The sequence below is a fragment of the Klebsiella sp. WP4-W18-ESBL-05 genome, from assembly GCF_014169075.1.
Classification (GTDB): Bacteria; Pseudomonadota; Gammaproteobacteria; order Enterobacterales; family Enterobacteriaceae; genus Kluyvera; species Kluyvera ascorbata_B.
The window spans coordinates 793811-819074 of sequence record NZ_AP022057.1 but is presented as its reverse complement, the minus strand read 5'-3'; the positions used below and the strand labels follow the sequence as shown (position 1 = coordinate 819074).

The following is a 25264-nucleotide window of genomic DNA, read 5'->3' as shown; positions in this document are numbered from 1 at the left end:
CCGCCGACGGTCATTATTTTTTAGCGGCAGACTCGCGCGCGGCCACTTCCTGGTCCAGCTCGTCAATTTTCGCCTTCATCACTTCGCGGCAGTGTTTCGCCAGCTCGCGTACCTGATCTTTGCCCCACGCGCTGGTGTCGATCGGGTCCAGCATTTCCACAATCACCAGGCCATTGTTCCAGCGGTTGAGCTTGATTTTGTTCGAGGTGTTCGACACGCAGACCGGAATAATCGGTACGCCGGAGGCGATAGCCGCGTGGAACGCGCCGGTTTTAAACGGCAGCAGGCCACGGCCGCGGCTGCGGGTGCCTTCCGGGAACATCCAGAAGGAGATTTTGCGTGTCTGAAAACTGTTCACCACTTCAGAGATCGTACCGTGCGCTTTCGCGCGGTTGTTACGGTCAATCAGCAGGTTACCCGTTAGCCAGTACAGCAGGCCGAAGAACGGAACCCATACCAGACTTTTCTTCCCAACCGTAACGGTAGGCGGCAGCACGATATTGGCCGCAGTCACCATGTCGTAGTTGTTCTGGTGGTTAGCGATGTAGATAGCGTTGCCAAAGCTGTCGGCATTGGCCGGCTTGCGGGTTTCCACTTTTAAACCGAAGACCGGTGCCAGTCGGCCGAACATGTGGCCAAAGGTGGCAACGTGTTTTGGGTTACGCGGGCTGAACAGACAGTAGATACAGCCAAAGATGCATACCAGAATGCAGTAAATGACAACAATAATGACACGTAAAATAAATAGCATAGCGTCCTCTGAACCCTGAACCGCTTAGAATTATACCCGTCGATGCACCGCTGATATGTACGTAAAACGCACATTTTCAGCCCGCCTGACGGGGCACGTATACCGGACAGGGCTTGGTTACTTGCAGACCCCTGCAAAGGGGTATTGTTAATCGCAATGGTTGAATTAACAACGGTTTTGCAGCAATTTTTCCCCCGCCCGATGACGGGGGAAACGCTTACTCTTCGCTGTCGGCCGCCTGCGCGCGCTGCGGCGAATCAATGTCGACACGGTCGATTTTCTGCAGGCCGCGCATCAGCGTCCCACGGCGGCCGCGCTCGCCGGTCACTTTTTGCAGCTCTTCCGGGCGCAGTTTGATCTTACGCTTGCCGACGTGGAAGGTCAGCGTGCTCTGCGGCGGCAGGATGTACAGGTGCGCCAGACTATCGGTACCGCTGGCGGCTTCCGCCGACGGAATATTGATAATCTTGTTGCCCTTACCTTTCGACAGCTGCGGCAGATCGCTCAGCGGGAACATCAGCATACGGCCCGCGGCGGTAATGGCCAGCAGCATATCCGACTCGTCTTCAATCACCAGTGGCGGCATCACGTGCGCGTTATCCGGCAGTGAAATCAGCGCCTTACCGGCACGGTTACGCGCGACAAGGTCATTGAAGGTGCAGATGAAACCGTAGCCCGCGTCGGAAGCCATCAGCAGCTTCGTGTCGTCGCCTTCCATCAGCATATGCTCAACGGTCGCTCCCGGCGGCAGCGTTAGCTTGCCGGTGAGCGGCTCGCCCTGCCCGCGCGCGGACGGCAGCGTGATCGGGTCGATGGCGTAGCTGCGCCCGGTAGTATCAACAAACACTACCGGCTGGTTGCTCTTGCCTTTCACCGACGCCTTCCAGCTGTCGCCGGATTTGTAGCTCAGGCCCTGCGCGTCGATGTCGTGGCCTTTGGCGCCGCGCACCCAGCCCATTTGCGACAGCACGATGGTGACCGGCTCAGACGGCAGCATGTCGTGCTCACTCATCGCCTTCGCCTCTTCACGCTCGCGCAGCGGCGAACGACGGTCGTCGCCAAAGGCTTCGGCGTCGGCCTGCAGCTCTTTCTTCAGCAGATTGCTCATCTTACGCTCGGAGGCAAGGATGGCCTGCAGATGATCGCGCTCTTTAGCCAGTTCGTCCTGCTCGCCGCGAATCTTGATCTCTTCGAGTTTGGCGAGATGGCGCAGCTTCAGCTCAAGGATCGCTTCCGCCTGGGTTTCGCTGATGCCAAAGCGCGACATCAGCGCAGGCTTCGGCTCATCTTCGTGGCGGATAATCTCGATAACTTCATCGATGTTGAGAAACGCCACCAGCAAGCCTTCGAGGATATGCAGGCGCTTGAGCACTTTCTCCAGACGGTAGTTCAGACGACGGCGCACCGTGTCGCGGCGGAACGCCAGCCACTCGGTGAGGATTTCCAGCAGATTTTTCACCGCTGGGCGGCCGTCAAGGCCGATCATGTTCAGGTTAATGCGGTAGCTTTTTTCCAGATCGGTGGTGGCGAACAGGTGATGCATCACCGGCTCCATGTCCACGCGGTTGGAGCGCGGTACGATCACCAGACGGGTCGGGTTCTCGTGGTCAGATTCATCGCGCAGGTCATCTACCATCGGCAGCTTTTTATTGCGCATCTGGGCGGCAATTTGCTCCAGCACCTTCGCGCCGGACACCTGGTGCGGCAGCGCGGTAATCACCACCGCGCCGTCTTCTTTCGTCCACACCGCGCGCATACGCACAGAGCCGCGACCGTTCTGGTAAATTTTGCGGATTTCCGCACGGGAGGTGATGATTTCCGCTTCAGTCGGGTAGTCCGGCCCCTGGACGATATCCAGCACCTCGTCGAGGGTGGTTTGCGGTTTTTCAATCAACGTAATCGCCGCTTTCGCCACTTCACGCAGGTTGTGCGGCGGGATATCCGTCGCCATGCCCACGGCAATACCGGTGGTGCCGTTCAGCAAGATGTTTGGCAGACGCGCAGGCAGCATTTTCGGCTCCTGCATTGTGCCGTCAAAGTTCGGCACCCAGTCCGCCGTGCCCTGGCCCAGCTCGCTGAGCAGCAGTTCGGAGTACTTCGACAGGCGCGATTCGGTGTAACGCATCGCGGCGAAGGATTTCGGGTCATCCGGCGCCCCCCAGTTCCCCTGGCCATCAACCAGCGGGTAACGGTAGGAGAACGGCTGCGCCATCAGCACCATCGCTTCATAGCACGCGCTGTCGCCGTGCGGGTGATATTTACCCAGCACGTCGCCGACGGTACGGGCGGATTTTTTGAATTTGGCGCTGGCGTTCAGCCCCAGCTCCGACATCGCGTAAACGATGCGGCGCTGAACCGGCTTCAGGCCGTCGCCAATAAACGGCAACGCGCGGTCCATGATGACGTACATGGAGTAATTTAAGTAGGCGTTTTCCGTAAATTCATGTAGCGCAAGGCGCTCTGCCATATCGCTCATTAACAGTGGATCCTCAATCTGCATGCTGACCGTTCGGACGGCAATATTGCCGCAGATAATACCCTATCTCACGGTCTGAGTCACAAACCGTGAGATAGGTTGCGAGGAAGTTAACGCAGAGGCAGATAGATGTCCGTTATCAGCGCGTGCTCGGGGACTTCATGGACGAAATTGCGGTACTGGAAGAAGACCGGGAAATCGCGCGGCGTTTCACCGCTGCCCGGTAGCCATTCGCGGAACAAGTACCAGACGCTGTCAGACAGTGAATCCAGCGAGCCCTGATGACGCACCACCGCGCAGCGCCCGCCGGGGATTTCAGCGTTAACCACGCCAAACGCGTTCTCCGGTATCGGTGCTGCGACGCTGCCGCAGATATCAAAGCGAAACTGCTCCGGCGGCGTCGTTTGCGGGTCGTGCCAGGCAATGCCGTAAGTTTGGCTGCTTTTCACCGGAGAAAACCCGGTGCTGCGTCGCCATTCAATAAAGGTTGCCGCGCTGTCGTTCACCCGATCCGGATGCCCTTGATGGGTCAACATGGCGACGTTAGTATGCGGAAATTCAACGATTTTCACGTCCATTACGTTCTGCTCCTGTAATGCCAGTTTAGGTACGCGTTGGTGCCAGGCCGCCCAGTTCGGTTTTTGACGGAACTGGCGCGGGCTCTGGCCAAACGCGGTTTTAAAGGCGCGAGTGAACGACTCCGGATTCTGAAACCCGGCATCCAGCGCAACATCGATAACCTTATCCTGCGGGTTAAACGCCAGCCGCCAGGAAGCGCGGCGCAGACGTAACCACTGGATATAGCGATACAGCGGCAGGCCGCACCAGGCGGTAAACTGCCGGTGGAAATGAAACGGCGAGCTGTGCGCCATCCGACTTAACGCCTCAATCGATAGAGGCTCATCCAGATGACGCTCAATGTGGTCGCAAACGCGCCGCAGGCGTTTGGCATAAGCCGCGCTAATCAGGTCATTCATCACTGCCTCCATGTGGCCCATTTTGCCCTCCGGGCGGCAGCGAATCCTGACCGATCTTGCGCAGTATTGTCGATTATGGATTCACTTTACGAATCTGCTTCACATCAATTTCCACGGAGTTCCAGTCTTTGTCCACTTCACCCTGGATTTCAACAAGATCCTGAGGAGAGATGGTCTGGCCGTTCCAGCGCTTGTGGTCGATATCCACGTTGATGGTGCCGCTGGCATCTTTAAAAATATACAGGTCGTCGGAAATACGCTCGGTAATATTGCCGCGCAGCGTTACCCAGGTATCGTCACGCATTGATTTGGCGTTTGCCGCCGTGGTTACCGTCCCGCTAGGCCCGGTAAAACCGCCGGTTTGCGCGCTAGAAGTGCTGGTGGGGCCGGAAAAACCACCCTGGTTGGCCGCGAAGGCCGGTGCGGATGCCAGTGCCAGAATGGCAGCGAAAGCAGCAAGTTTCTTCATGATGATGTCTCCTTTTTATTGTCTGTGCTCGCTATTACACCGTGCAATTCTTAACAACTTCTTAAGCGAAAAAAAGAATTATTTTTGCTGTACAGCAGCAGCAAAGGCGCGGTTTACTTGGCATTCACGGTGTCGGCAAGGAGCAAAAGATGCGCATTTTGTTGGTAGAAGATGACAAGCTTATCGGCGATGGTATCAAAGCCGGGCTGGGGAAAATGGGCTTTACGCTCGACTGGTTTACCCGCGGTGAAGAAGGGAAAATTGCGCTCTATAACGCCCCCTATGACGCGGTCATCCTCGACCTGACGCTCCCCGGCATCGACGGGCTGGATATCCTGCGCGAATGGCGCGAAAAATCCCGCCGTGAGCCGGTGCTGATCCTCACCGCCCGCGATGCGCTCAGCCAGCGCGTAGAGGGGCTGCGCCTCGGGGCTGATGATTACCTGTGCAAACCGTTCGCCCTGATCGAGCTGGCCGCCAGGCTGGAAGCGCTGATTCGCCGCGCCCACGGCCAGCCCAGCAGCACGCTGCGTCACGGCGATGTCGAACTGGACCCCGGTAGCCTCACCGCGACGTTAAACGGTGAACCGCTGGCCCTCAAACCTAAAGAGTTCGCCCTGCTGGAGCTGCTGCTGCGTAACGTCGGGCGCGTACTGCCGCGTAAGCTTATCGAAGAGAAGCTCTATAGCTGGGATGAAGACGTTTCCAGTAACGCCATTGAAGTGCATGTCCATCATCTGCGCCGCAAGCTCGGCAGCACGTTTATACGCACCGTTCACGGTATCGGCTACACCCTGGGTGACCAATGAATCTATTCCGCCGCCTCAGTCTGCGCGTTCGTCTGACGCTCCTGTTTATGCTGCTTTCCGCCATCACCTGGTGTTTTGCCAGCGCGATTGCCTGGAAGCAAACCACCCATAAGCTGGATAAACTCTTCGATACCCAGCAGATGCTGTTTGCCAAGCGCATCAGCGCCATGGATTTTGCCGATTTAACCACCTCACGCCAGTGGGTACGCGCGCCGAAAAAGGTCAAGCACGGCCATCTCGACGAAGATGCCATCGCCTTCGCCATCTACACGACCGATGGGAAAATGGTGCTGCACGACGGCGAGAACGGGCCGTATATTCCTTATCACTACCGGCGCGAAGGCTTTGACGACGGCCAGCTTAGCAATGATGACGACAGCTGGCGCTTTCTGTGGCTGACGACCGCCGATAAAAAGTACCGTATCGTGGTCGGCCAGGAGTGGGATTATCGCCGGGAGATGGCGCTGGATATCATCACCGGTCAGCTGACGCCATGGCTTATCGCCCTACCGATCATGTTTTTGCTGCTGATTGTCCTGCTCAGCCGCGAGCTGGCACCGCTGAAAAAATTGACCCGGACGCTACGCCAGCGCGACCCGGACGCCGGTGAAGCGCTCAGCACCGACGGCGTGCCTAGCGAAGTTCGTCCGCTGCTGGACGCGCTTAATCAGCTGTTCCGCCGCACCCATGACATGATGACCCGCGAGCGACGCTTTACCTCTGACGCCGCGCACGAGCTACGTAGCCCACTGACCGCGCTGCGGGTACAGGCCGAAGTGGCAGAACTCTCGCAGGGCGATCCGTCGGGCCAGCGTCGGGCGCTGGCACAGCTGCACGCGGGCATCGACCGGGCGACCCGCTTAGTCGAACAGCTGTTGACCCTTTCACGCCTGGATTCGCTGGAACAGCTGGCGGACGTGCAGACCGTGGTGCTCGACGATCTGCTGCAATCTTCGGTCATGGACATCTACCACACCGCACAAAAAGCGGGCATTGAAGTCCGCCTGCATACCGGCGAGCCACCGGTATCGCGCACCGCGCAGCCGCTGCTGCTTGGGCTGCTGGTGCGTAATCTACTCGATAACGCGGTGCGCTACAGCCCGGCCGGCAGCGTGGTCGACGTCACGCTGACGCCTGAGGGTTTTAGCGTGCGCGACAACGGCCCCGGCATCAGCCCGGAGGCGCTGGCGCGCGTCGGTGAACGGTTCTATCGCCCACCGGGACAGGATGAAACCGGCAGCGGCCTGGGGCTGTCTATCGTGCAGCGCATCGCCGCGCTGCATCAGATGTCGGCCACATTTCACAATGCCCCCGGAGGCGGATTCCAGGCTGATATTCGCTGGTAGACCGATTATTGCTCTTTTAGCAAAAGACTTTGCACATTTTGCACATTTAACCTCTTCGGCACGCCGAGTATCATGGCTGACAAAAGCATTTTATTGAGGATAAATAATGAGCAACATTCTGATTGTTAACGGCGCGAAAAAATTCGGCCACTCCAACGGCCAGCTGAATGACACCCTGACCGAAGTCGCGGAAACCTTCCTGCGCGACCTCGGGCATGATGTTAGAGTGGTTCGCGCCGACGGCGACTACGATGTCAAAGCCGAAGTGCAGAACTTCCTGTGGGCCGATTCCGTTATCTGGCAGATGCCGGGCTGGTGGATGGGCGCACCGTGGACCGTCAAAAAATATATCGATGATGTCTTCACCGAAGGTCACGGCACGCTGTATGCCAGCGATGGCCGTACCCGTTCCGATGCCAGCAAAAAATACGGCTCCGGCGGTCTGATTCAGGGCAAGACCTATATGCTGTCTCTGACCTGGAATGCCCCAATGGAAGCCTTTACCGATAAAGACCAGTTCTTCCACGGCGTGGGCGTTGACGGCGTTTACCTGCCGTTCCACAAAGCCAACCAGTTCCTGGGAATGGAAGCGCTGCCGACCTTTATTGCCAACGACGTGATTAAAATGCCTGACATTCCACGTTATGTTGCAGAATACCGCGAGCATCTTGCGAAGATTTTTGGTTAACTGGTCACCTGGAATTAGAAGGAGTTAATCATGTTGACAGTTATTGCTGAAATCCGTACTCGTCCGGGCCAACATCATCGTCAGGCGGTACTGGAACAGTTCACCAAAATTATCCCAACCGTACTGAAAGAAGACGGCTGCCACGGCTACGCGCCGATGGTGGACCACGCCGCAGGCGTTAGCTTCCAGACCACCGCGCCGGACTCTATCGTGATGGTTGAAGTGTGGGAAAGCGTCGCGCACCTTGAAGCGCACCTGCAAACCCCGCACATGAAAGCCTGGAGCGAAGCGGTGAAAGGCGACGTGCTGGATACGACCATTCGTATTCTGGAAGCGGGCGTTTAAACGCACAGCTTTTGAGCCGGGTGCTTTACTTGCCCGGCTCTGCCTCAGGCCTTGTGCATGATGCTCATGGCCTGCTGGTCGCTATACTCAGCGCATATTCAGCGCCAAATGACATCACCACCTCATCCTCCCCTCTTGCGGCTACCGCCACGCCGGTAAAGTCAGCGATGGCGATCGTGGTGCCAAATTCTGTTAATGCTTTCCCGCCAATACCAATGCAACACGCCCCTGCGGAAACGGCTGCGCTAATACCGCTCGGCGAATCCTCAAAGACCACGGTTTGTTCGGCAGGCACCGCCAGCCGCCGTGCCGCCAGCAGATAAGGGTCCGGATGCGGTTTGCCACGCGCCACATCATCGCGTTCAACAATAACCGAGATACAGTGCGCTACCTGTAGCATGGCGGTGACGCGATCGATTTTCTGCCGCCAGCCGCTGGTGACAATGCCCACGGGCACGCCGGCGGCGTGTAACGCGCTAATCAGTTTCCCCACGCCGGGAATGGGATCGTAGTCAGCCGTATTTTCAGCATCAATAATATATTGCTGAACCCGTTGCCGATCGGCCAACGGCAGATCGCCGAACAGCGCCTTAATCGTATGCGGGCCGGGCTGACCGTGAATATGCTTCGCCATCTCGTCATCGGAAATGGTCTTGCCATACAGGCCCGCCGCCTCGCGCCACGCTCGCTCAATCACCGCATTTGAATCAATAAGCACACCGTCCATATCAAACAGTACCGCGACAGCCTTTACCATAGAGATTCCCTCACTGAATGTGTCTTGCGCTGCGGCCTGAAAAGGCTGGCTCAGCGCTCTTTTAGCCGTTACAGTGATCGTGGCCTTGTTGGCGGGGAATGTATAATTCCATTGTGTTCAGGTGCGATAAATGAAAGGAATCGATGTCAAGCTGCTGCGCGCGTTCGTCGTGCTTGCGGAAAAGGGAAGCTATCACCAGGCGGCGGATGCGTTGTACCTCACGCAACCCGCATTATCCAAGCAAATAAAAGCGTTAGAGTCTCTTGTTGGCAACCCGCTATTTCACCGTGGTCGCCACGGGGCGCAGTTAACCGAGACCGGAAATAAACTGCTCGACAGAGCCCATCAGCTCTTACACTCACACGCTGATTTTATTCATTACGCGAAAAGTATTAATAAAGAAGCCGAAAACACATTAACGCTGGGCGTTGGCATATCCTCATTCCAGTGCGTTCCCCGGTGGATAAATGCGTTCCGGCAAAAACACCCTGACTGCCATGTGACGCTGCGCCACCTTCCTTCGAGTACCCAGATAAACATGCTGCATGAGGGCCAACTGGACGCGGGCTTTCTGCGGCTACCGGTACCTGATACGCTCGCGTTCACGCTTATCGATGAGGAGCAACTCATTCTGGCGCTGCCGGATGACAGGTCTCAGGATGATCTTCAGCGGCTTCTTTCGTCATCGCCGCTGTTACAAATTCATCCCGATGCCAGCCCGTGCCTGGCACAGCAAACCCGCGACGTTTTGCAAAACACATATCCAGAGGCCAGCCCCATCTCTGCGGCCGATGATATCCCGTCGCTGCTGGCGCTGATTGCCGGAGGGAACGGCGTGGCGATTCTGCCCGCCAGCGTCCGGCACTTTCTTCCTGCCGGGGTCACGACGCGCAGCCTGCCAGGGACTCAGACAAATTGGCAGATTGGAACGGCATGGAACCCACGCCGTGATAATACGTTTAGAGATGCCTTCTTGCAGATAGTCGCCCTGAATCCATACGACAAGGGCGTTTAAAACAGCAGACCGGATAGCGTTTTTCAGCGCTATCCGGTGGGATCTCACCCTGAACTACCAGTACAGCTTCCAGCTCTGCGTCATGCGCACCAGCGCTTCCACATAGAAGTAATCCCCCCAGCTACAGCATTCATCCACGCCCTTATCGCTGGCGAAGTGATAGACCGAATGCTTCAGCACGCCGGTACCCGGCTCATCAATGCCCATCAGATAATGTTTCGACAGCGAGGACATAATGCCCATCGCCCACTGCTGATAGCGCTCGCGATCCGGATCGGTGGTCGGCAGATGCTTCACCAGCTCCAGCAAGCCGCACACCGCAATCGCCGCCGAGGATGAATCCCGCAGCGCGTCGGTGCCCACCAGCGCCAGATCCCAGTGGCATACGTGGTCTTCCGGCAGGCGGTTGAGGAAGTAGTTGGCCAGTTTTTTCGACAGGCTAATCAGTTCTTTATCGCCGGTATAGAGGAAGCTCAACATAAAGCCGTAAATGCCCCACGCCTGCCCGCGCGACCAGCAGGAATCATCCGCATAGCCCTGCTGCGTTTTGCCAAAGCGCGGCGCACCGGTCTGCACGTCCATGTAGTAGGTGTGGTAGGTCGAGGCGTCTTCACGCACCAGATACTTCGCCGACTGGCGTACGTGAGCGCGTGCGGCGTCGGCGAATCTTGGATCGCCGGTTTGTTCAGTCGCCCAGTAGAGCAACGGCAGGTTCATGGTGCAGTCGATAATCATGCGCCCCGCCTGCTCCGGGTCGGTCAGTACGCCCCAGGCCTGGATAATTTCCGCTTTACGATGGAAGCGCTCCAGCAGCGCTTCCGCTGCCTGCAAAGAGAAGCCGCGCGCATCGCGATTGCCGGTCAAGCGCCACGCTGACACGCAGGAAAGCGTGTACAGGAAGCCCAGGTCATGCGTGTTGGTGTCGCAGCGGCCCGCAATACGCAGGCCGAACGAGCGCACGTGTTTTTCCGCCAGCGCCCGGTATTTCTCCTCACCGGTCATCTCCCAGGCCAGCCACAGTTGACCGGTCCAGAAGCTGGTGGTCCACTCAACGTTTTCGGTGAGCGGATAGTAGCCGTTCACGCAGGCCTCGCCCGGGAATTTATCACCGAAATCCGTTAAATGACGGCTAATCAGCTTAAGGACATGGCTACGCGCCGAGCACAGCTCATCGTTAAACGTCTGAAGATTAACGGGTGCACCCGGAAATTCGCGCAGGGTTTCCTCAACGATAGGGTTTAACATATTCGGTTCCTTCATTCAGTCATACTTATTTAGAAATACCATTCTCAGCAACATCAAGCGCAGGCTGACGATGATTCTGACGTTTACAGGCAGATAAGGTAAATGCGGATATCAACGTAAAGAACAGCGCAATACCCCCCATGATCATATAAGTCTTTTCAAAGCCGATGCGGTCGTACAATAATCCTGCCGGAGAAGACACCACCACGTTGCCGATATACAACATGGCCTGATAACCCAATAAATACATGGTCGCATTGACGCGTTTATCGAAATGCTCGGCAATATATTTAAAGACCGATACCAGCAGCAGGCAAATTTCCAGACCGTACAGCGGTTTAATCACCGAAATAAGCAGATGCGAGTCGCACAGGCCGGAAATCACCAGGCGAGCACCAACGAGCGCCCCGACAATGATCAGGCCGCGTTTTGCGCCAATATAGTTAACGAACATCGGCATAAAGATGTACATCACAAACTCGGTGCCGGACTGTACGGTTCCCAGTAAACCAAAGATAGTGTTGCCTTCGTGCACATCGCTAAAGAAGGTGACGAAGTAGCGGGAGAACTGCTGCTCAGCCACAAACATCATCCACGCTACGCCTGCCACATACAGGCAGAAAGCCCAGAACTTGCCGCTTTTCAGCAGGTCGAATACGTCTTTCAGGACAATCTTATCCTTCGAGATAACCGCGCTGGCGTTGCTGGTTTCAGTATCCACTTTCAGGCTGATTAACACCGCCAGCATGACCAGCGATGCCACGCTGCCGAGAATAAAGTTGTAGGCCGGAGAGATATTAAACAGCAGGCCGGAGAACGACGACGCCACCGCCCAGCCGAGCGAGCCCCACATACGAATCTGGCCAAACTCCATGTTGTTCAGACGGCTGTAGCGATCGGCATAGGATTCACAGGCCGCCACGCCGGCATACCACGCAAAGCTCAGATAAATAGCACCAACAATAATCCCCACGGTGGTGTAGGAGAGCAGCAGCGGTTGGTAGACATAAATAAAGAACGGCGCCATCAGGGCGGACATCACGACCACAAAATAGAGCAGATATTTACTCATCCCTATTTTATCGAGAATGTAGCCGTAAATCGGTTTAAGGATAACGGAGAAGATGCCGTTTACGGCAAACACGGTACCAATTACCGCACCGCTGAGTTCTGCTTTTTGCCCAAGCCAGATAGCAAATAAACCAATACTGGCAGACCAGGTAAAGAAATATAAAAAGATAAATGAGCTTATTTTGTAATATTCCAGCCTGTTTGTTGACGATAGTTTTTCCATACGGTCCTCGACAAGACGATGTAGGGGTACAAACTCTGCATCATGGTGAGGCAGAGTTTGTCAGGAGGTATTCCGGTTTAAATTTTATCCGGGTATTTAAAAATTCAGCGTTGTTATTTTTCCGCTGATGTTATCCGTCACGTTCAGCGTATTATTTTCAATATGCAGCGTGGGCAATGCGGGCAACAGCATATTGTGGTTAGCGCTTGCCACCACGGCGCAGCATAGCCAGTGTTCACCGGGTGCTATCTCACCCGTTAACGTTGGGATCGCCGCGCACTCAGCAAACATCACGCTGCTGTTCGGCGGGGTAATGACGCTATCGGCAACGCGAACGGCCAACGGCGAGAGATCCACCACCGCGCTCACGCCGTTGGCCGCGTTCACCAGGCTCTGGCGCACGGTCAGCTCCGCCTCGGCTTTCATCACCGCAAAACCCCCTTCCACCGTCTGCAGGCGACGCGCCGTATTCAGGCGGTGAACGCGCACGTGCCAGTCGCCGCATGGAATAAGCCAGGTATCCACCTGCACGTCGTGCCACGGCAGCCAGCGTGAGTAAATCGCGCCGTCCAGCATCTCAACGCTCTCGCATTCGCGGCGGCCGCGCCAGTAGTTGTCGTTATCCGACAGCAGCAGCATCGAGTCGCAGGCCGCGTGCTTAATACCGTAACGTCCCCGCTCGATGGTGAAGCCAAAGCGCGTGGAGTAGGCAAATTTGGTGTACTTGGCCTCGGTGTTGACGTAGTTGTTCAGCTCAAGCTGGCCGGAGGTGAGCATCACCACATGCTGCGAGTTGTCGCTGTGCTGCAAAATTTGCTGGGCAGGTACAATCGCATGCACCGGCGCCAGGCTCGGCAGCGGCAGCGCTTCCGCCTGCCAGAAAGCATGGGCTTCCGGCAGCGCCATGATCAGGAATACCTTCAGCGCCCAGTACGGCGAGCCCGGCGAGTTGTAGTCTTCGCACATCGCCAGATTCGGGTAGGCAAAGCCCAGCGTCAGGATGCCGTCGCGGTCGAAAATCGGCTGTTCAAGCCACCAGCGCAGGTGACGCAAGATAATGCCTTTCACCACGCCAGGCGAGAACACGTCGAGCCCGGCGAAGGCCACGCCGCTCCAGAAAGCGACCATCGCAAAGCGGTAGGTCAGGCTGCGGCCAAACGGTACAGATGCCCCGTCGGCGGCGGAAAAATAGATAAAATCTTTGGCAAACAGGCAAGCACGTTCACGCAGCGTCGCGGCGCGCGTTGGGTCATCTTCCGCGTTCAGCGTGGCGTAAATCAGGCCGTAAAAGTGGAACGCCATCGAGATGTAATAATCCTTCGGACGCCCCGGGCCATCGGAGTACCAGCCACCGCCAAGATAGTAGGCTTCCATCATCGTAAAGCGGCGGTCGATAGCGGCCTGGTCATACGGTAGCCCGGCACGCTTAAAGCCCAGCTGCACGATAATCGCGAAGTAGTTCCAGTTGCTGTCCGGCATCTGGGCATCGGTGATTTGGTTCAACCAACGGTGCAGGTTTTCAAGCTCGGTGGCGCTAAAGTGACGGGTCAGCTTGTCCTGCAACAGCGCCAGACCGAGTCCGTAGGCCGCCATCTCAACCAGACGCTGGTCGTACGGCCCGGTTTCGCCCCAGTAAGCTGGGCTGTGCGGGTCGGTGCCGAGCTTAATGGCGGTGATGTACTTCTCGCTGAATGGTACCTGCGCGCCGCCCGCCAGCAGCGGGAACAGCCCCCAAAGCGCTCTCGATAAGCCCTCCATCTCCGCGATATCCTGGGTGTAGTGCGCGCAGGTATTACCCAGCGAGAACTGCGCCGCATGGGCGGGAAATTGTTTATCGAGAGCGCTCAGCATCGTCACCAGCGTCGCCGTAACGTCTTCACGTGATGACAATATTTTTGATATTTCAGTCACTGTCCTGACCCCTAATTTAACCATCCTCGAAAGTGGCTAAAGCATAGAGAATCCGGGTAATGCAGAAATGTTAACCAGGTCACAACTGATTGTATTATCTGAACCCACGCTTGATAAAATTTAAAACAGTGGTTTAGTAGTAAGATTAAACCGGTAAAAATTTAAAAATATTGCACATGTCGTCGTCCTGGAATGCCGAACATCTGGAGCTCATCACGCTGAATGACGCCGTAGCGTCATTCAGTCGTCTGTTTGCTAACACCGTGCGCTATCACCACTGGCACCAGTGTCTGGAGATCCTCTACGTTGAGGAAGGTTTTGGCGTGGTCATTGTCGATAATCGGCAGTACACCATGCGCCCCGGCCGGCTGTTTTTCTTCCCACCGTTTACGCTGCATAAAGTCATGGTCGATGAGAAAGCCCAGGACCGTTATCGCCGGACGATTATTCATGTCGATCAGCACGCAATTGCTAAACTTCTCCGCCATTTCCCGGAAAATTACCGCCGTTTGCTGGCGCTTTCTGCCCGTGGCCGCCCGGCATTTGTTGCCGATCTGGCCGAAATACACCCGCATATCGATCATCTGTTCAGCCTGTACGCACGCGCGGCGCAGGTTTCAGCATTGAGCAGCGAGCAGATTGCCTGCATGTTGATGACCTTATTCAATATGCTGCCGCCGGTGCAGGAGGAGATGACCGATACATCACGCGGCATTGCCAGCCCGGTGATGTTCTGGATTGAAGAAAACTATCAACACAAATTCAGCCTCGATGCGCTGGCGGCCGAGCTGGGAAAATCGCGCAGCTACCTGTCGCGCCGCTTTCGCGCCGAGACCGGTGAACATATTCACGACTACCTGAATACCCTGCGCCTGCGCCGCGCCTGTGAACTGTTGCTGCACAGCACGCTGCCGGTGAATGAGATTGCCGGACAGGTCGGGTTTGCCGAAGTGACCTACTTTATTAGTTCATTTAAAAAGGGGATCGGCGAGACCCCCTTGCAGTATCGAAAAAATCACGCCTCGCGTCGGCAGGCTAGCGGAAATGCGCCGGCAGCCACAGCGAAATCATCGGAATATAGGTGATGATCACCAGCACGAGGAACAGCACGCAGTAGAACGGGACCATCGCTTTCACCACGGTTTCGATCTTCTGCCCGCTGACGGCGCTGGCCACGAACAGCACCGATCCCACCGGCGGAGTAATAAGACCAATCCCTAAGTTCATCATCATAATGATGCCGAAATGCACCGGATCGATGCCCAGTTCCACCACCACCGGCAGTAGAATAGGCGTCAGGATCAGGATCAGCGGCGCCATGTCCATCAGGCAGCCCAATAGCAGCAGCATAATGTTGATAATCAACAAGATGACGTACTTGTTGTCCGACAACGACAGCAGTGCAGCGGAGATCTCCTGCGGCAGCCCCACCAGCGTCATCACCGAGCCAAACGCAGCGGCGAACGCGATCAGCACCATCACCATGGTGACGGTTTTGATAGTACGGTGAATCAGCTTCGGGAAATCCTTCAGCTTGTATTCGCGATAGATAAAGAACGTGACGAACATCGCCCAGATGCAGGCAATTGCCCCCGACTCGGTTGGCGTAAAGAAGCCGGAAAGGATACCGCCGGAGATGATCACAATGGTAATCAGCCCCCAGATGGCGTCCGAGGCAATCTTGATCTTGCGCTTAAGTTCAACTCGCTCTTCTTTGGGATAGTTGTTTTTACGCGCGGCAATCAGACACATCACGATAAGCGTCAGACATAGCACCAGCGTTGGGATGATCCCTGCGAGGAACATCGCCGGGATGGTCACCGCCGCGGTGTTGGCCACGATCGCAAACAGCACCGAGTTATGGCTTGGCGGCACGAGGATCGCCTGCACCGAGGCGCTGGCGGTGAGCACCGCACCAAACGAACGTGGATACCCCTTGCGCTCCATCTCCGGGATCAGCACCGATCCGATCGACGCGGTATCGGCGACCGACGATCCGGAAATGGCCCCGAACAGCGTAGACGCCAGAATGTTAACCAGCGACAGCCCACCGCGGATCCATCCCACGAACAGCCCGGCAAAATCCACCAATCTTCGCGCCATTCCCCCTTCGGCCATAATGGCCCCCGCAAACACAAAAAACGGGATGGTCAGCAGGTTGACGTTATCGGTACTGTGGAAAATGGTGATGATCAGCCCGTCGAGAGAAAAGTCGGCAAATGCCGTCACCACCACCGCAGTCAGACCCACGGCGTAGGCAACCGGCATACCGATAGCCATCAGCACCACGAAGGTCGTCACAAAAATAATCAGCGTTAAATCCATTGCGTTCGCTCCTCAGTGACCGACTTTCGGCGAGCCAAACTGCACCAGCTCGCGGTGCGTTTGCGGGCCGCACAGCAGTTTTTCCACCACAAACAGCAGCGTAAAGAACGAGCCTAGCGGAATAGGCAGATGGGTGATCCCTGACGTCAGGAACGGCAGCGACGGCACCACGTCTTCCCAGGCATCCATGCAGCCAACGATCCCCCAGTGGATGATAAACAGGCAGGTCGCGAGCATCGCCAGATCGACAAACACCGCCAGCCCTTTTTTCATCACCGGGTTGATGCGATCCACCAGCATCGTGATAGCAATGTGGCTGCCCGCACGATAGGCCGCTGCCGCTCCCACGAATGAGAAGGTGATCATACAGATCTGCGACAGCGGCTCCGGCCAGCTGGTTGACGCATGCGGCAGAAAGCCAAGCCATTCGGGAAAATCAGGGCGAAAACGCGCGTAAATCCCCACCAGATAAATAAACGTCATAAATAACAGGCTGATCCCTGACAGCCAGATGCAGATCCGATACACGCCATCCATGACCAGGACATAGATATTTTTCATTGTTATCTCCAGATCAAAACGGACAGGCCAGCCCGTGCCAGCCTGCCGCTGTGCGTCTTACTTGGTGTCCTGAATTTCCTGCATTAACTCGCTGAACTGCTTACCGTATTTCTCACGGACCGGCGCGGTAGCATCAACAAACGGTTTCTTGTCGACCGGAAGGAATTTCACGCCCTGGCTTTGCAGGCGCTGTTTGGATTTCTCGACATATTCAGCCCACAGTACGCGCTCTTCGGCCTGAGCTTCCTGCGCCAATTTCGTAATCAGCGCCTGATCTTCGGCAGACAGCTTGCTCCATTTGCGCTTTGAGAAAGCGAGCACTTCCGGGATCATAAAGTGTTCGGTGAGATCAAAATACTTCGTACCTGCCACGACGTAGTTTTCGGTGTCAAAGGTCGGCTCGTTGTTTTCCGCGGCATCGATCACCCCGGTTTGCAGACTGGCAAAAACGTCGCCAACCGGCAGCACGATGGGGTTCGCGCCCAGCGCTTTGAAGGTATCAAGGCCAATCGGGTTATTTTGCAGTCGGATCTTCACCCCTTTCAGATCCTCAAGCGTGGTAATCGGTTTTTTGGTGATCAAGCTGCGCGAGCCCGCATCCATCCAGCCAAGGAAGACCAGCCCGAGCTTACTGTCGGTGATCTCTTTCGCCAGCTTGCTGCCAACATCGCCATCCAGCACCTTATGCTGATGATCGGTATCGCGGAATACGAACGGCATGTTAAAGACGCTAACCTGCGGCAGGATGCCGCCAACCGGTGACATAGAGACGCGAAGAATATCAATAGCGCCCGCACGGGTCTTTTCCAGCGTGGTGCTTTCATCCCCCATCTGGCCGCTCGGGAACATACGAATGGACAGCCGCCCGTCGGTCTGTTGACTGAGCTTTTCCCCCATATGAATAACCGCTGCGGTAGTCGGGTAATCCGCCGGATGCACATCTGAAGCAATAAACACCGTTTTGGCCATTGCCGCCGCGGACCCCATCAGTAACGAGAAAGTTAAAGCGCTTACTGCCAGTTTTCTTCTTAACATAGACGATTCTCTTTTGATTAAAGATAAATTTCCCTATGCGAATCACTTGCCAGCATAGATTGACGTCCATGTTCAAAAGTGTGTGTTATATCCAGCGGAAGAATATGGTAGAAGTCATACAACTAAAGTGTGACCTGTCATACCAAATTTTAAAATGGCATTTCAGAAAGTGCAGAAGTTAGAATTGAATCGATTAATTGACCCATTCAAAGGGTCGGTGAGGCGCGCGGCGGGTCATAAAAAAAGAGACGCAAGCGTCTCTTTTTTATTATCGCGGGTAGAGGCTGAGCATCAGGCTTCCAGATCGGCCATGTCACCTTTTTCCTGCAGCCAGTTACGACGATCTTCCGAACGCTTCTTGGCCAGCAGCATATCCATAGTGGCATCGGTTTGCTGTTCATCTTCATCGTTGATGATCAGCTGCACCAGGCGACGGGTGTTGGGATCCAGCGTAGTTTCGCGCAGCTGCATCGGGTTCATTTCCCCCAAACCTTTAAAGCGTTGCACGTTTGGCTTGCCCTTCTTACGCTTCAGCTGTTCCAGCACGCCCGCTTTTTCCTCTTCGGTCAGGGCGTAGTAAACCTCTTTCCCCAGATCGATACGGTACAGCGGCGGCAGCGCCACGTACACGTGGCCTTCTTTGACCAGCGCGCGGAAGTGCTTCACAAACAGCGCGCACAGCAGCGTGGCGATGTGCAGACCATCGGAGTCCGCATCCGCGAGGATACAGATTTTGCCATAGCGCAGCTGGCTGAGATCCGAACTGTCCGGGTCGATGCCAATGGCTACGGAAATATCGTGCACTTCCTGCGAAGCCAGCACTTCATCGGATGACACTTCCCAGGTGTTGAGGATCTTACCCTTCAGCGGCATGATCGCCTGATATTCGCGGTCACGAGCCTGTTTAGCAGAGCCGCCCGCCGAGTCACCTTCCACAAGGAACAGTTCGGTGCGGGCCAGATCCTGCGCGGTACAGTCAGCCAGTTTACCCGGCAGCGCCGGGCCGCTGGTGAGCTTTTTACGCACGACTTTTTTCGCCGCGCGCAGACGACGCTGGGCGCTGGAAATGGCCATTTCGGCCAGCAGCTCGGCGGCCTGCACGTTCTGGTTCAGCCACAGGCTGAAGGCATCTTTCACCACGCCGGACACGAAGGCCGCGCACTGACGTGAGGAAAGGCGTTCTTTCGTCTGCCCCGCAAACTGCGGATCCTGCATTTTTACCGACAGCACGTAGGCGCAGCGATCCCAGATATCTTCCGCCGACAGCTTCACGCCGCGCGGCAGAATGTTGCGGTATTCGCAGAACTCACGCATCGCATCCAGCAGCCCCTGACGCAGGCCGTTTACATGAGTACCGCCCTGCATGGTCGGAATCAGGTTGACGTAGCTTTCGGTCAGCAGCTCGCCGCCTTCCGGCAGCCACAACAGCGCCCAGTCGACCGCTTCGCTGTCGCCGGAGAAGTTACCGACAAACGGTTTTTCCGGCAGCAGCGGCAGGCCGTTTACGGCCTCGCACAGATAGTCGTTCAGACCGTCGGCGTAGCACCAGGTCTGTTCGGTGTCGTTAACCTTGTCTTTAAACACAATTTCAACGCCCGGGCACAGCACCGCTTTCGCCTTCAGCAGATGGCTGAGGCGGGAGACGGAAAAGCGCGGGCTGTCGAAGAAGCTTTCGTCCGGCCAGAAGTGGACGCTGGTCCCGGTATTGCGTTTACCGCAGGTGCCGGAAACGTGCAGCTCTTCAACCTTGTCGCCATTTTCAAAAGCGATAGTGTAGATCTGACCATCGCGGCGAACGTTTACCTCAACGCGCTTCGACAGGGCGTTAACCACCGAGATCCCCACGCCGTGCAGGCCGCCGGAGAACTGGTAGTTTTTGTTGGAGAACTTGCCGCCCGCGTGCAGGCGACAAAGGATCAGTTCTACCGCCGGTACGCCCTCTTCCGGGTGAATGTCGACGGGCATGCCGCGACCGTCGTCGATAACTTCCAGCGACTGATCGGCATGAAGGATAACCTCAACACGCTTTGCGTGCCCGGCCAGCGCTTCATCCACACTGTTATCAATAACTTCCTGACCCAGGTGGTTTGGACGTGTGGTATCTGTGTACATCCCCGGACGGCGGCGAACCGGCTCAAGCCCGGTGAGTACCTCAATGGCATCAGCGTTATAAGAAGATTGCGTCATGATCTATTCGTAGGTAGTTGGCGCTGCTTAATGCAACCCCAGAAAATCGATAATCTGTGTGAAGTGATCTTCAAAGCCGGTAAATGCGTGATTACCGCCCTCCTCTACCGTTTGCCGGCAGGAGGCGAAATAGTCCACGGCCTGGCGGTAATCAAGCACTTCATCGCCGGTTTGCTGAAGCAGCCAGATGAGATCGGGCGCCTCAAGGGGGTCGACTTGCATCACTTTGAGATCGTAAATATGGCGAGACTCTAGCACATATTGCTGCCCGGTGTAGGGATTCTCGTTCGGGCCGAGGAAATTCACCAGCAGCTCAAACGGGCGTACCGCCGGGTTCACCACCACTGCGGGCAGCATAAAGCACTGCGACAGCCAGGTGGCGTAATAGCCCCCTAGCGATGAGCCCACAATGCCGAGCGTCTCGCCGCCATGCTCAAGCACCAGCGCTTCGAGCATTTCCGCCGCTTCCGCCGGGTAGGCCGGCAGCTGCGGGATCAGCATGTTGACGTCAGGATAGTGCTCTGCCAGCCACTGCTTAAGCGCCGTGGCCTTAGCCGACCACGGTGAGCTGTTAAACCCATGCAGATAAAGAAGCGTCGACATCAATAGCCTTCAGATGCGGTATCAGGGTGGAATTTCACCCCGGCAAGACGGCACACGTCGGTGGTTAATGAACCATCGGCATGTAGCTCAAGCCAGCGCCAGCCGGGAGAAACGGTGTCCAGCGTAAAGTTAGCGCAGTGCGGTTTAAACTGCACGCAGGTTGACGGTGTCGCCATAATGCGGCGGCCGTTCCACTCGACGTCCAGCTCCTGATGAATATGGCCGCAGAGCAGATGTTTCACCCGCGGATAGCGCACCAGCACGGTATCAAGCGACGCGGCGTTACGCAGGCTGTGCTGATCGAGCCAGCTACAGCCAGCCGGCAGAGGATGATGGTGCAGTAGCAGCAGCGTATGACGCTCCGGTGCTTCCGCCAGCCGTTTTTCTAACCATTCCAGCTGAAAGTCGCTCAGCTCGCCGTGCGGCACGCCAAAAACCTGGCTGTCGAGCAGCAGGATCTGCCAGTGTTCGCCGACCAGTACGCGCTTCGCCGGCGAGATACCCGCATCCTGCAAGGTGCTGTACATGGAGGGCTGGAAATCGTGATTACCCGGAAGCCAGACGCAGGGCGCAGTAAAGCTCGCGATGCCCTCAGCGAAGTGCTGATAGGCCGCGGCGGAGTGATCCTGTGCTAAATCGCCCGTCGCAACGACAAGGTCAACGTCACGCGCCGAGGCATGGATGGCCTGCAGTACAGCGTGGTAGCTTTCCCAGGTATTGACGCCCAACAGCGTTTCATTTTTTTCAGCAAACAGGTGAGTATCAGTAATTTGCAGTACCCTGACACTGGCCCCACCAGCCAGAGGAAGGTTTAAAAGGCTTTCCAAATGGTGTCCTTAGGTTTCACGATGCAAACATACACATCATCCTTTCAGGCAGCATCGTCGCTGGCAGCGCCTCAGTGGCAGCCTGAACGGTTCTATGTACAAACCGGAATCGCCATCGCTCCATGTGCTAAACAGAATCTAAGCCAGTCGGCCAGAAACTGATTAATTTGATGCTTTTCGTCGCGTTGATGCAACTTTTTATTTGGATAATCATATCGTGCTTTGAAGCGAAAGATCTGCTGAGTCGAACACACTTCAGCCACCATCGCGTCATGATACAGCCGCACGGTCATCGTTGGCAGGCTCCAGTAGCTCACCGCCGGGTGCGTTTGCTCAACCGTTACCAGCGTAGTGTAACGAGTCGATTCAACTATCGTTAAGCGATATTGCGCGTTGGCCACCTGATAGTTCACCGTTTCGCCGGCTTCGTCTACGCGCGGTAGCAAGCGGCGTAATTGTGCGAAGTTGGTTTCGCACAGACGCATCATTTCTGGGAAGTCAGGTGTATAGCGCTTCATTTTGCCCACTCTTTTCGTAAGTCCTGATAATGCAGCTGTAGCCATTGCAAAGCGATGACAGAAGCGGCGTTGTCAATTTTTCCCTCTTCTACACATTGATAAGCGTACTCCCGGCTTACCACATGAACGCGAATGTCTTCGTGTTCTTCCGCCAGGCCATGAATCCCCGTGGCCGTTGTTGCATCCACTTCACCCACCATAATGGTCAGACGCTCGCTGGTGCCACCGGGGCTTGCCAGATAGCTCAGGCACGGTTTGATGCGGCCCACGGAGAGGCCCGCCTCTTCCTGCGATTCGCGACGGGCGACGTCTTCCACGCTTTCGCCCTCTTCAATCATGCCAGCGACCATTTCCAGTAAATAGGGTGTCTCACTGGTGTCGTAGGCCGCAATGCGAATTTGCTCAATGAGCACAACTTCATCACGCACTGGGTCAAAGGGTAGCAAGACTGCGGCGTGACCGCGCTCAAAAATTTCGCGACGAACTTCGCCGCTCATCTCACCGTTGAAAAGGCGATGGCGAAAACGATACACATCAAGCGAAAAAAAACCGCGATATACCGTTTCTCGTGCAATAATTTCTACATCGTTTTTCGCAAGTGTGACCACTGGGTTATGTGATTGAGTCATGGACTGGCCTATGCAGTGATGGTGGTGAAATTGTCGATTTAAACTCTGTTTACCTTAGGATTCACTAACTCTATGGTAGATTGGTGCAAATTAACGCCGGATGGCACGTTACGCCAACTTTTTAACGTGGCGGACTCTGGTACAATCGGTGAATATTTTTTCTGTGAATGAGATCAGCGCTAAGCTTCACAACAAGGAATGCAAATGCAAATGAAGAAATTGCTCCCTATTCTTATTGGCCTGAGCCTTACCGGTTTCAGTACAATGAGCCAGGCAGAGAACCTGTTACAGGTTTATCAGCAGGCACGTACCAGTAACCCGGACCTCCGTAAATCGGCAGCAGACCGTGATGCGGCATTCGAGAAGATCAACGAAGCGCGTAGCCCACTGTTACCGCAGCTTGGTCTGGGGGCCGATTATACCTATACCAACGGCTTCCGCGACAGTAACGGCGTGAACTCCAACGTCACCAGCGGCTCTTTGCAATTAACGCAAACGCTGTTCGATATGTCCAAATGGCGTGCGCTGACTCTGCAAGAAAAAGCGGCAGGCATCCAGGATGTGACCTACCAGACCGACCAGCAAACGCTGATCCTCAACACCGCGACCGCTTACTTTAACGTGCTGAGCGCCATCGATTCGCTTTCCTACACCGAAGCGCAAAAACAGGCGATTTATCGTCAGTTAGACCAAACCACCCAGCGCTTTAACGTGGGCCTGGTTGCGATTACCGACGTGCAGAACGCCCGTTCTCAGTACGATACCGTGCTGGCAAACGAAGTCACCGCGCGTAACAATCTTGACAACGCCGTCGAAGCGCTGCGTCAGGTGACCGGTAACTACTACCCAGAGCTGGCGTCGCTGAACGTCGACAGCTTTAAAACCGACAAGCCGCTGGGCGTTAACGCGCTGCTGAAAGAAGCGGAAAACCGTAACCTCTCCCTGCTGCAGGCTCGCCTGAACCAGGACCTGGCGCGTGAACAAATTCGTCAGGCGCAGGACGGCCACCTGCCAACGCTGGATTTAACCGCGTCTACCGGGGTGTCTAATACGTCTTACAGCGGTTCTAAAACCAACGGTTCCCAGTACAACGACAACGACGCCGGCCAGAACAAAGTGGGCCTGAGCTTCTCCCTGCCGCTGTACCAGGGCGGGATGGTGAACTCGCAGGTGAAACAGGCGCAGTACAACTTCGTCGGCGCCAGCGAGCAGCTGGAAAGCGCGCACCGTTCCGTAGTGCAGACCGTGCGTTCCTCCTTCAACAACGTCAACGCGTCTATCAGCAGCATCAACGCCTACAAACAGGCCGTTGTCTCTGCGCAGAGTTCGTTAGACGCCATGGAAGCGGGCTACTCCGTCGGTACGCGTACGATCGTTGACGTACTGGACGCCACCACCACGCTGTACAACGCCAAACAGCAGCTCTCCAGCGCGCGTTACAACTACCTGATCAACCAGCTGAATATCAAAAATGCGCTGGGCACGCTGAACGAACAGGATCTGCTGGCGCTGAACAACACCCTGGGCAAGCCGGTTTCGACCGCCAATGCCACCATCGCGCCTGAAAATGCGCAGCAGGATGCCAGCGCCGACGGCTACACCTCTCCGGCCACCAGCAAAGCACGTCTCCGCTAAGGTTGACGTTTGCTGGCAGCAAGGTCCGCTTCGTGCGGACCTTTTTTTTGCGCCAACGTAAGGCAACGTAAAGATCGCCCGCTTTATCCCCTTCTTCGCTTCATTTTCAACCACTCATCCACTATCCTGAGCGCTAATGCAATACCATTCCACTGGGTCCAGGAAGAATAAAATGAAACGGACAAACAACATTCAGCACGCCGCTTTTCGTAAAAGCTGGGGCGCGCGCCACTTAACGCCGGTAGCCCTGGCCGTGACGGCTGTCTTTATGCTCGCGGGCTGTGAGAAAACCGACGAAACCGTCACCCTGTACCAGAACGCGGACGACTGCTCTGCCGCTAACCCGGGCAAGAGCGCCGAGTGTACAACCACCTTTAATAACGCGCTCAAAGAAGCCGAGCGCACCGCGCCGAAATATGCCAGCCGTGAAGACTGCGTAGCCGAGTTTGGCGAAGGCCAGTGTCAGCAGGCACCGGCTCAGGCGGGCATGGCGCCAACCGGCGAAGGTCAGGCACAGGCACAAAATCAGAGCAGCGGCAGCTTCTGGATGCCGCTGATGGCAGGCTACATGATGGGCCGCATGATGAGCGGCGGCATGGGCGGCTATCAACAGCAGCCGGTCTTCACCTCGAAGAACCCGTCCAGCCCGGCCTATGGTCAATACACCGATGCCAGCGGCAAAAACTATGGCGCCGCGCAGCCGGGCCGCTCGATGAACGTACCCAAAACCGCGATGGCGCCGAAACCGGCCACCACCAGCACCGTCACCCGCGGCGGCTTTGGTGAGTCGGTGGCGAAGCAGTCCACCATGCAGCGTAGCGCAACGGGGACCACCTCCCGTTCAATGGGCGGCTAACGATC

At 56.1% G+C, this 25264-nt stretch carries 24 protein-coding genes; 8 read left to right on the top strand and 16 right to left on the bottom strand.

Going from position 1 to position 25264, the window contains the following annotated elements:
- Positions 1–13: 13 nt before the first annotated feature.
- From H7R58_RS03965 to H7R58_RS03950, 4 genes are all read right to left on the bottom strand, one after another.
- The gene (locus H7R58_RS03965) at positions 14–751 is read right to left on the bottom strand and encodes a 1-acylglycerol-3-phosphate O-acyltransferase (RefSeq protein WP_106929675.1); all 738 of its coding nucleotides are present in this window, start codon (positions 749–751) and stop codon (positions 14–16) included.
- Positions 752–968: 217 nt separating this feature from the next.
- A complete protein-coding gene (gene parC / locus H7R58_RS03960) occupies positions 969–3227 on the bottom strand; it encodes a DNA topoisomerase IV subunit A (RefSeq protein WP_182934622.1) in 2259 nt (752 codons plus the stop codon).
- A gap of 110 nt (positions 3228–3337) precedes the next feature.
- Complete coding sequence (locus tag H7R58_RS03955) at positions 3338–4204, bottom strand: AraC family transcriptional regulator (RefSeq protein ID WP_182930011.1); 867 nt, start codon at positions 4202–4204, stop codon at positions 3338–3340.
- A gap of 73 nt (positions 4205–4277) precedes the next feature.
- Positions 4278–4673 (bottom strand): YgiW/YdeI family stress tolerance OB fold protein, encoded by a 396-nt coding sequence (locus H7R58_RS03950; protein WP_106929671.1) that lies wholly within the window; start codon positions 4671–4673, stop codon positions 4278–4280.
- Between the two features lie 149 nt (positions 4674–4822).
- On the opposite strand from H7R58_RS03950, the gene qseB reads away from it, so the two are divergent.
- The 4 genes from qseB to H7R58_RS03930 all read left to right on the top strand — a co-directional run bounded on the left by qseB (position 4823) and on the right by H7R58_RS03930 (position 7861).
- The gene (gene qseB, locus H7R58_RS03945; protein WP_182930010.1) at positions 4823–5482 is read left to right on the top strand and encodes a quorum sensing response regulator transcription factor QseB; all 660 of its coding nucleotides are present in this window, start codon (positions 4823–4825) and stop codon (positions 5480–5482) included.
- Entirely contained in the window at positions 5479–6828 is a 1350-nt protein-coding gene (gene qseC / locus H7R58_RS03940) for a quorum sensing histidine kinase QseC (RefSeq protein WP_106929667.1), read from the top strand. Before qseB ends, qseC begins: the two co-directional genes overlap by 4 nt.
- Positions 6829–6934: 106 nt before the next feature.
- On the top strand, positions 6935–7516 hold the full coding sequence (locus H7R58_RS03935; protein ID WP_106929666.1) for an NAD(P)H-dependent oxidoreductase: 582 nt from the start codon (positions 6935–6937) through the stop codon (positions 7514–7516).
- A gap of 30 nt (positions 7517–7546) precedes the next feature.
- A complete protein-coding gene (locus tag H7R58_RS03930) occupies positions 7547–7861 on the top strand; it encodes a putative quinol monooxygenase (RefSeq protein ID WP_035896943.1) in 315 nt (104 codons plus the stop codon).
- 64 nt (positions 7862–7925) lie between these two features.
- Here the strand turns inward: H7R58_RS03930 and H7R58_RS03925 are convergent, their stop codons facing one another.
- Positions 7926–8618 (bottom strand): HAD family hydrolase, encoded by a 693-nt coding sequence (locus H7R58_RS03925; protein WP_182930009.1) that lies wholly within the window; start codon positions 8616–8618, stop codon positions 7926–7928.
- A gap of 130 nt (positions 8619–8748) precedes the next feature.
- Between H7R58_RS03925 and H7R58_RS03920 the strand changes: the two genes are divergently transcribed.
- Positions 8749–9633, top strand: coding sequence for a LysR family transcriptional regulator (locus tag H7R58_RS03920; RefSeq protein WP_182930008.1), 885 nt, complete (start codon positions 8749–8751; stop codon positions 9631–9633).
- 54 nt (positions 9634–9687) lie between these two features.
- On the opposite strand, the gene H7R58_RS03915 is transcribed toward H7R58_RS03920, so the two are convergent.
- The 3 genes from H7R58_RS03915 to H7R58_RS03905 all read right to left on the bottom strand — a co-directional run bounded on the left by H7R58_RS03915 (position 9688) and on the right by H7R58_RS03905 (position 14107).
- Positions 9688–10878, bottom strand: a complete 1191-nt coding sequence (locus H7R58_RS03915; protein ID WP_106929663.1) for a glycoside hydrolase family 88 protein — start codon at positions 10876–10878, stop codon at positions 9688–9690.
- A 25-nt stretch (positions 10879–10903) separates the two neighbouring features.
- Positions 10904–12172, bottom strand: coding sequence for an oligosaccharide MFS transporter (locus tag H7R58_RS03910; RefSeq protein WP_106929661.1), 1269 nt, complete (start codon positions 12170–12172; stop codon positions 10904–10906).
- 96 nt (positions 12173–12268) lie between these two features.
- The gene (locus tag H7R58_RS03905) at positions 12269–14107 is read right to left on the bottom strand and encodes a DUF2264 domain-containing protein (RefSeq protein ID WP_182930007.1); all 1839 of its coding nucleotides are present in this window, start codon (positions 14105–14107) and stop codon (positions 12269–12271) included.
- A gap of 152 nt (positions 14108–14259) precedes the next feature.
- Here H7R58_RS03905 and H7R58_RS03900 point away from each other — a divergent pair, with 152 nt between their 5' ends.
- Positions 14260–15168, top strand: a complete 909-nt coding sequence (locus H7R58_RS03900) for an AraC family transcriptional regulator (protein WP_182930006.1) — start codon at positions 14260–14262, stop codon at positions 15166–15168.
- Here H7R58_RS03900 and H7R58_RS03895 read toward each other — a convergent pair.
- From H7R58_RS03895 to nudF, 8 genes are all read right to left on the bottom strand, one after another.
- Entirely contained in the window at positions 15119–16408 is a 1290-nt protein-coding gene (locus H7R58_RS03895) for a TRAP transporter large permease (RefSeq protein WP_106929656.1), read from the bottom strand. The two genes, H7R58_RS03900 and H7R58_RS03895, sit on opposite strands and share 50 nt — an antisense overlap.
- A 12-nt stretch (positions 16409–16420) precedes the next feature.
- Positions 16421–16969 carry a TRAP transporter small permease gene (locus tag H7R58_RS03890; RefSeq protein WP_106929655.1) on the bottom strand — a complete coding sequence of 183 codons (549 nt, stop codon included), beginning with the start codon at positions 16967–16969 and terminating at the stop codon, positions 16421–16423.
- Between the two features lie 57 nt (positions 16970–17026).
- Positions 17027–18004 (bottom strand): TRAP transporter substrate-binding protein, encoded by a 978-nt coding sequence (locus H7R58_RS03885; protein WP_106929653.1) that lies wholly within the window; start codon positions 18002–18004, stop codon positions 17027–17029.
- A gap of 291 nt (positions 18005–18295) precedes the next feature.
- On the bottom strand, positions 18296–20191 hold the full coding sequence (gene parE / locus H7R58_RS03880; RefSeq protein ID WP_106929651.1) for a DNA topoisomerase IV subunit B: 1896 nt from the start codon (positions 20189–20191) through the stop codon (positions 18296–18298).
- 27 nt (positions 20192–20218) lie between these two features.
- On the bottom strand, positions 20219–20794 hold the full coding sequence (gene yqiA / locus H7R58_RS03875) for an esterase YqiA (RefSeq protein ID WP_106929649.1): 576 nt from the start codon (positions 20792–20794) through the stop codon (positions 20219–20221).
- Positions 20794–21621, bottom strand: coding sequence for a 3',5'-cyclic-AMP phosphodiesterase (cpdA, locus tag H7R58_RS03870; protein WP_182930005.1), 828 nt, complete (start codon positions 21619–21621; stop codon positions 20794–20796). The genes yqiA and cpdA overlap by 1 nt, the downstream gene beginning before the upstream one ends.
- Before the next feature lie 92 nt (positions 21622–21713).
- Positions 21714–22139, bottom strand: a complete 426-nt coding sequence (locus H7R58_RS03865; RefSeq protein WP_106929646.1) for a DUF1249 family protein — start codon at positions 22137–22139, stop codon at positions 21714–21716.
- Positions 22136–22768 (bottom strand): ADP-ribose diphosphatase, encoded by a 633-nt coding sequence (gene nudF, locus H7R58_RS03860; protein WP_106929644.1) that lies wholly within the window; start codon positions 22766–22768, stop codon positions 22136–22138. The genes H7R58_RS03865 and nudF overlap by 4 nt, the downstream gene beginning before the upstream one ends.
- A 210-nt stretch (positions 22769–22978) precedes the next feature.
- Between nudF and tolC the strand changes: the two genes are divergently transcribed.
- A complete protein-coding gene (gene tolC / locus H7R58_RS03855) occupies positions 22979–24403 on the top strand; it encodes an outer membrane channel protein TolC (protein WP_106929759.1) in 1425 nt (474 codons plus the stop codon).
- Positions 24404–24575: 172 nt separating this feature from the next.
- Positions 24576–25259 (top strand): DUF1190 family protein, encoded by a 684-nt coding sequence (locus H7R58_RS03850; RefSeq protein ID WP_182930004.1) that lies wholly within the window; start codon positions 24576–24578, stop codon positions 25257–25259.
- The last annotated feature ends 5 nt before the right edge of the window (positions 25260–25264 follow it).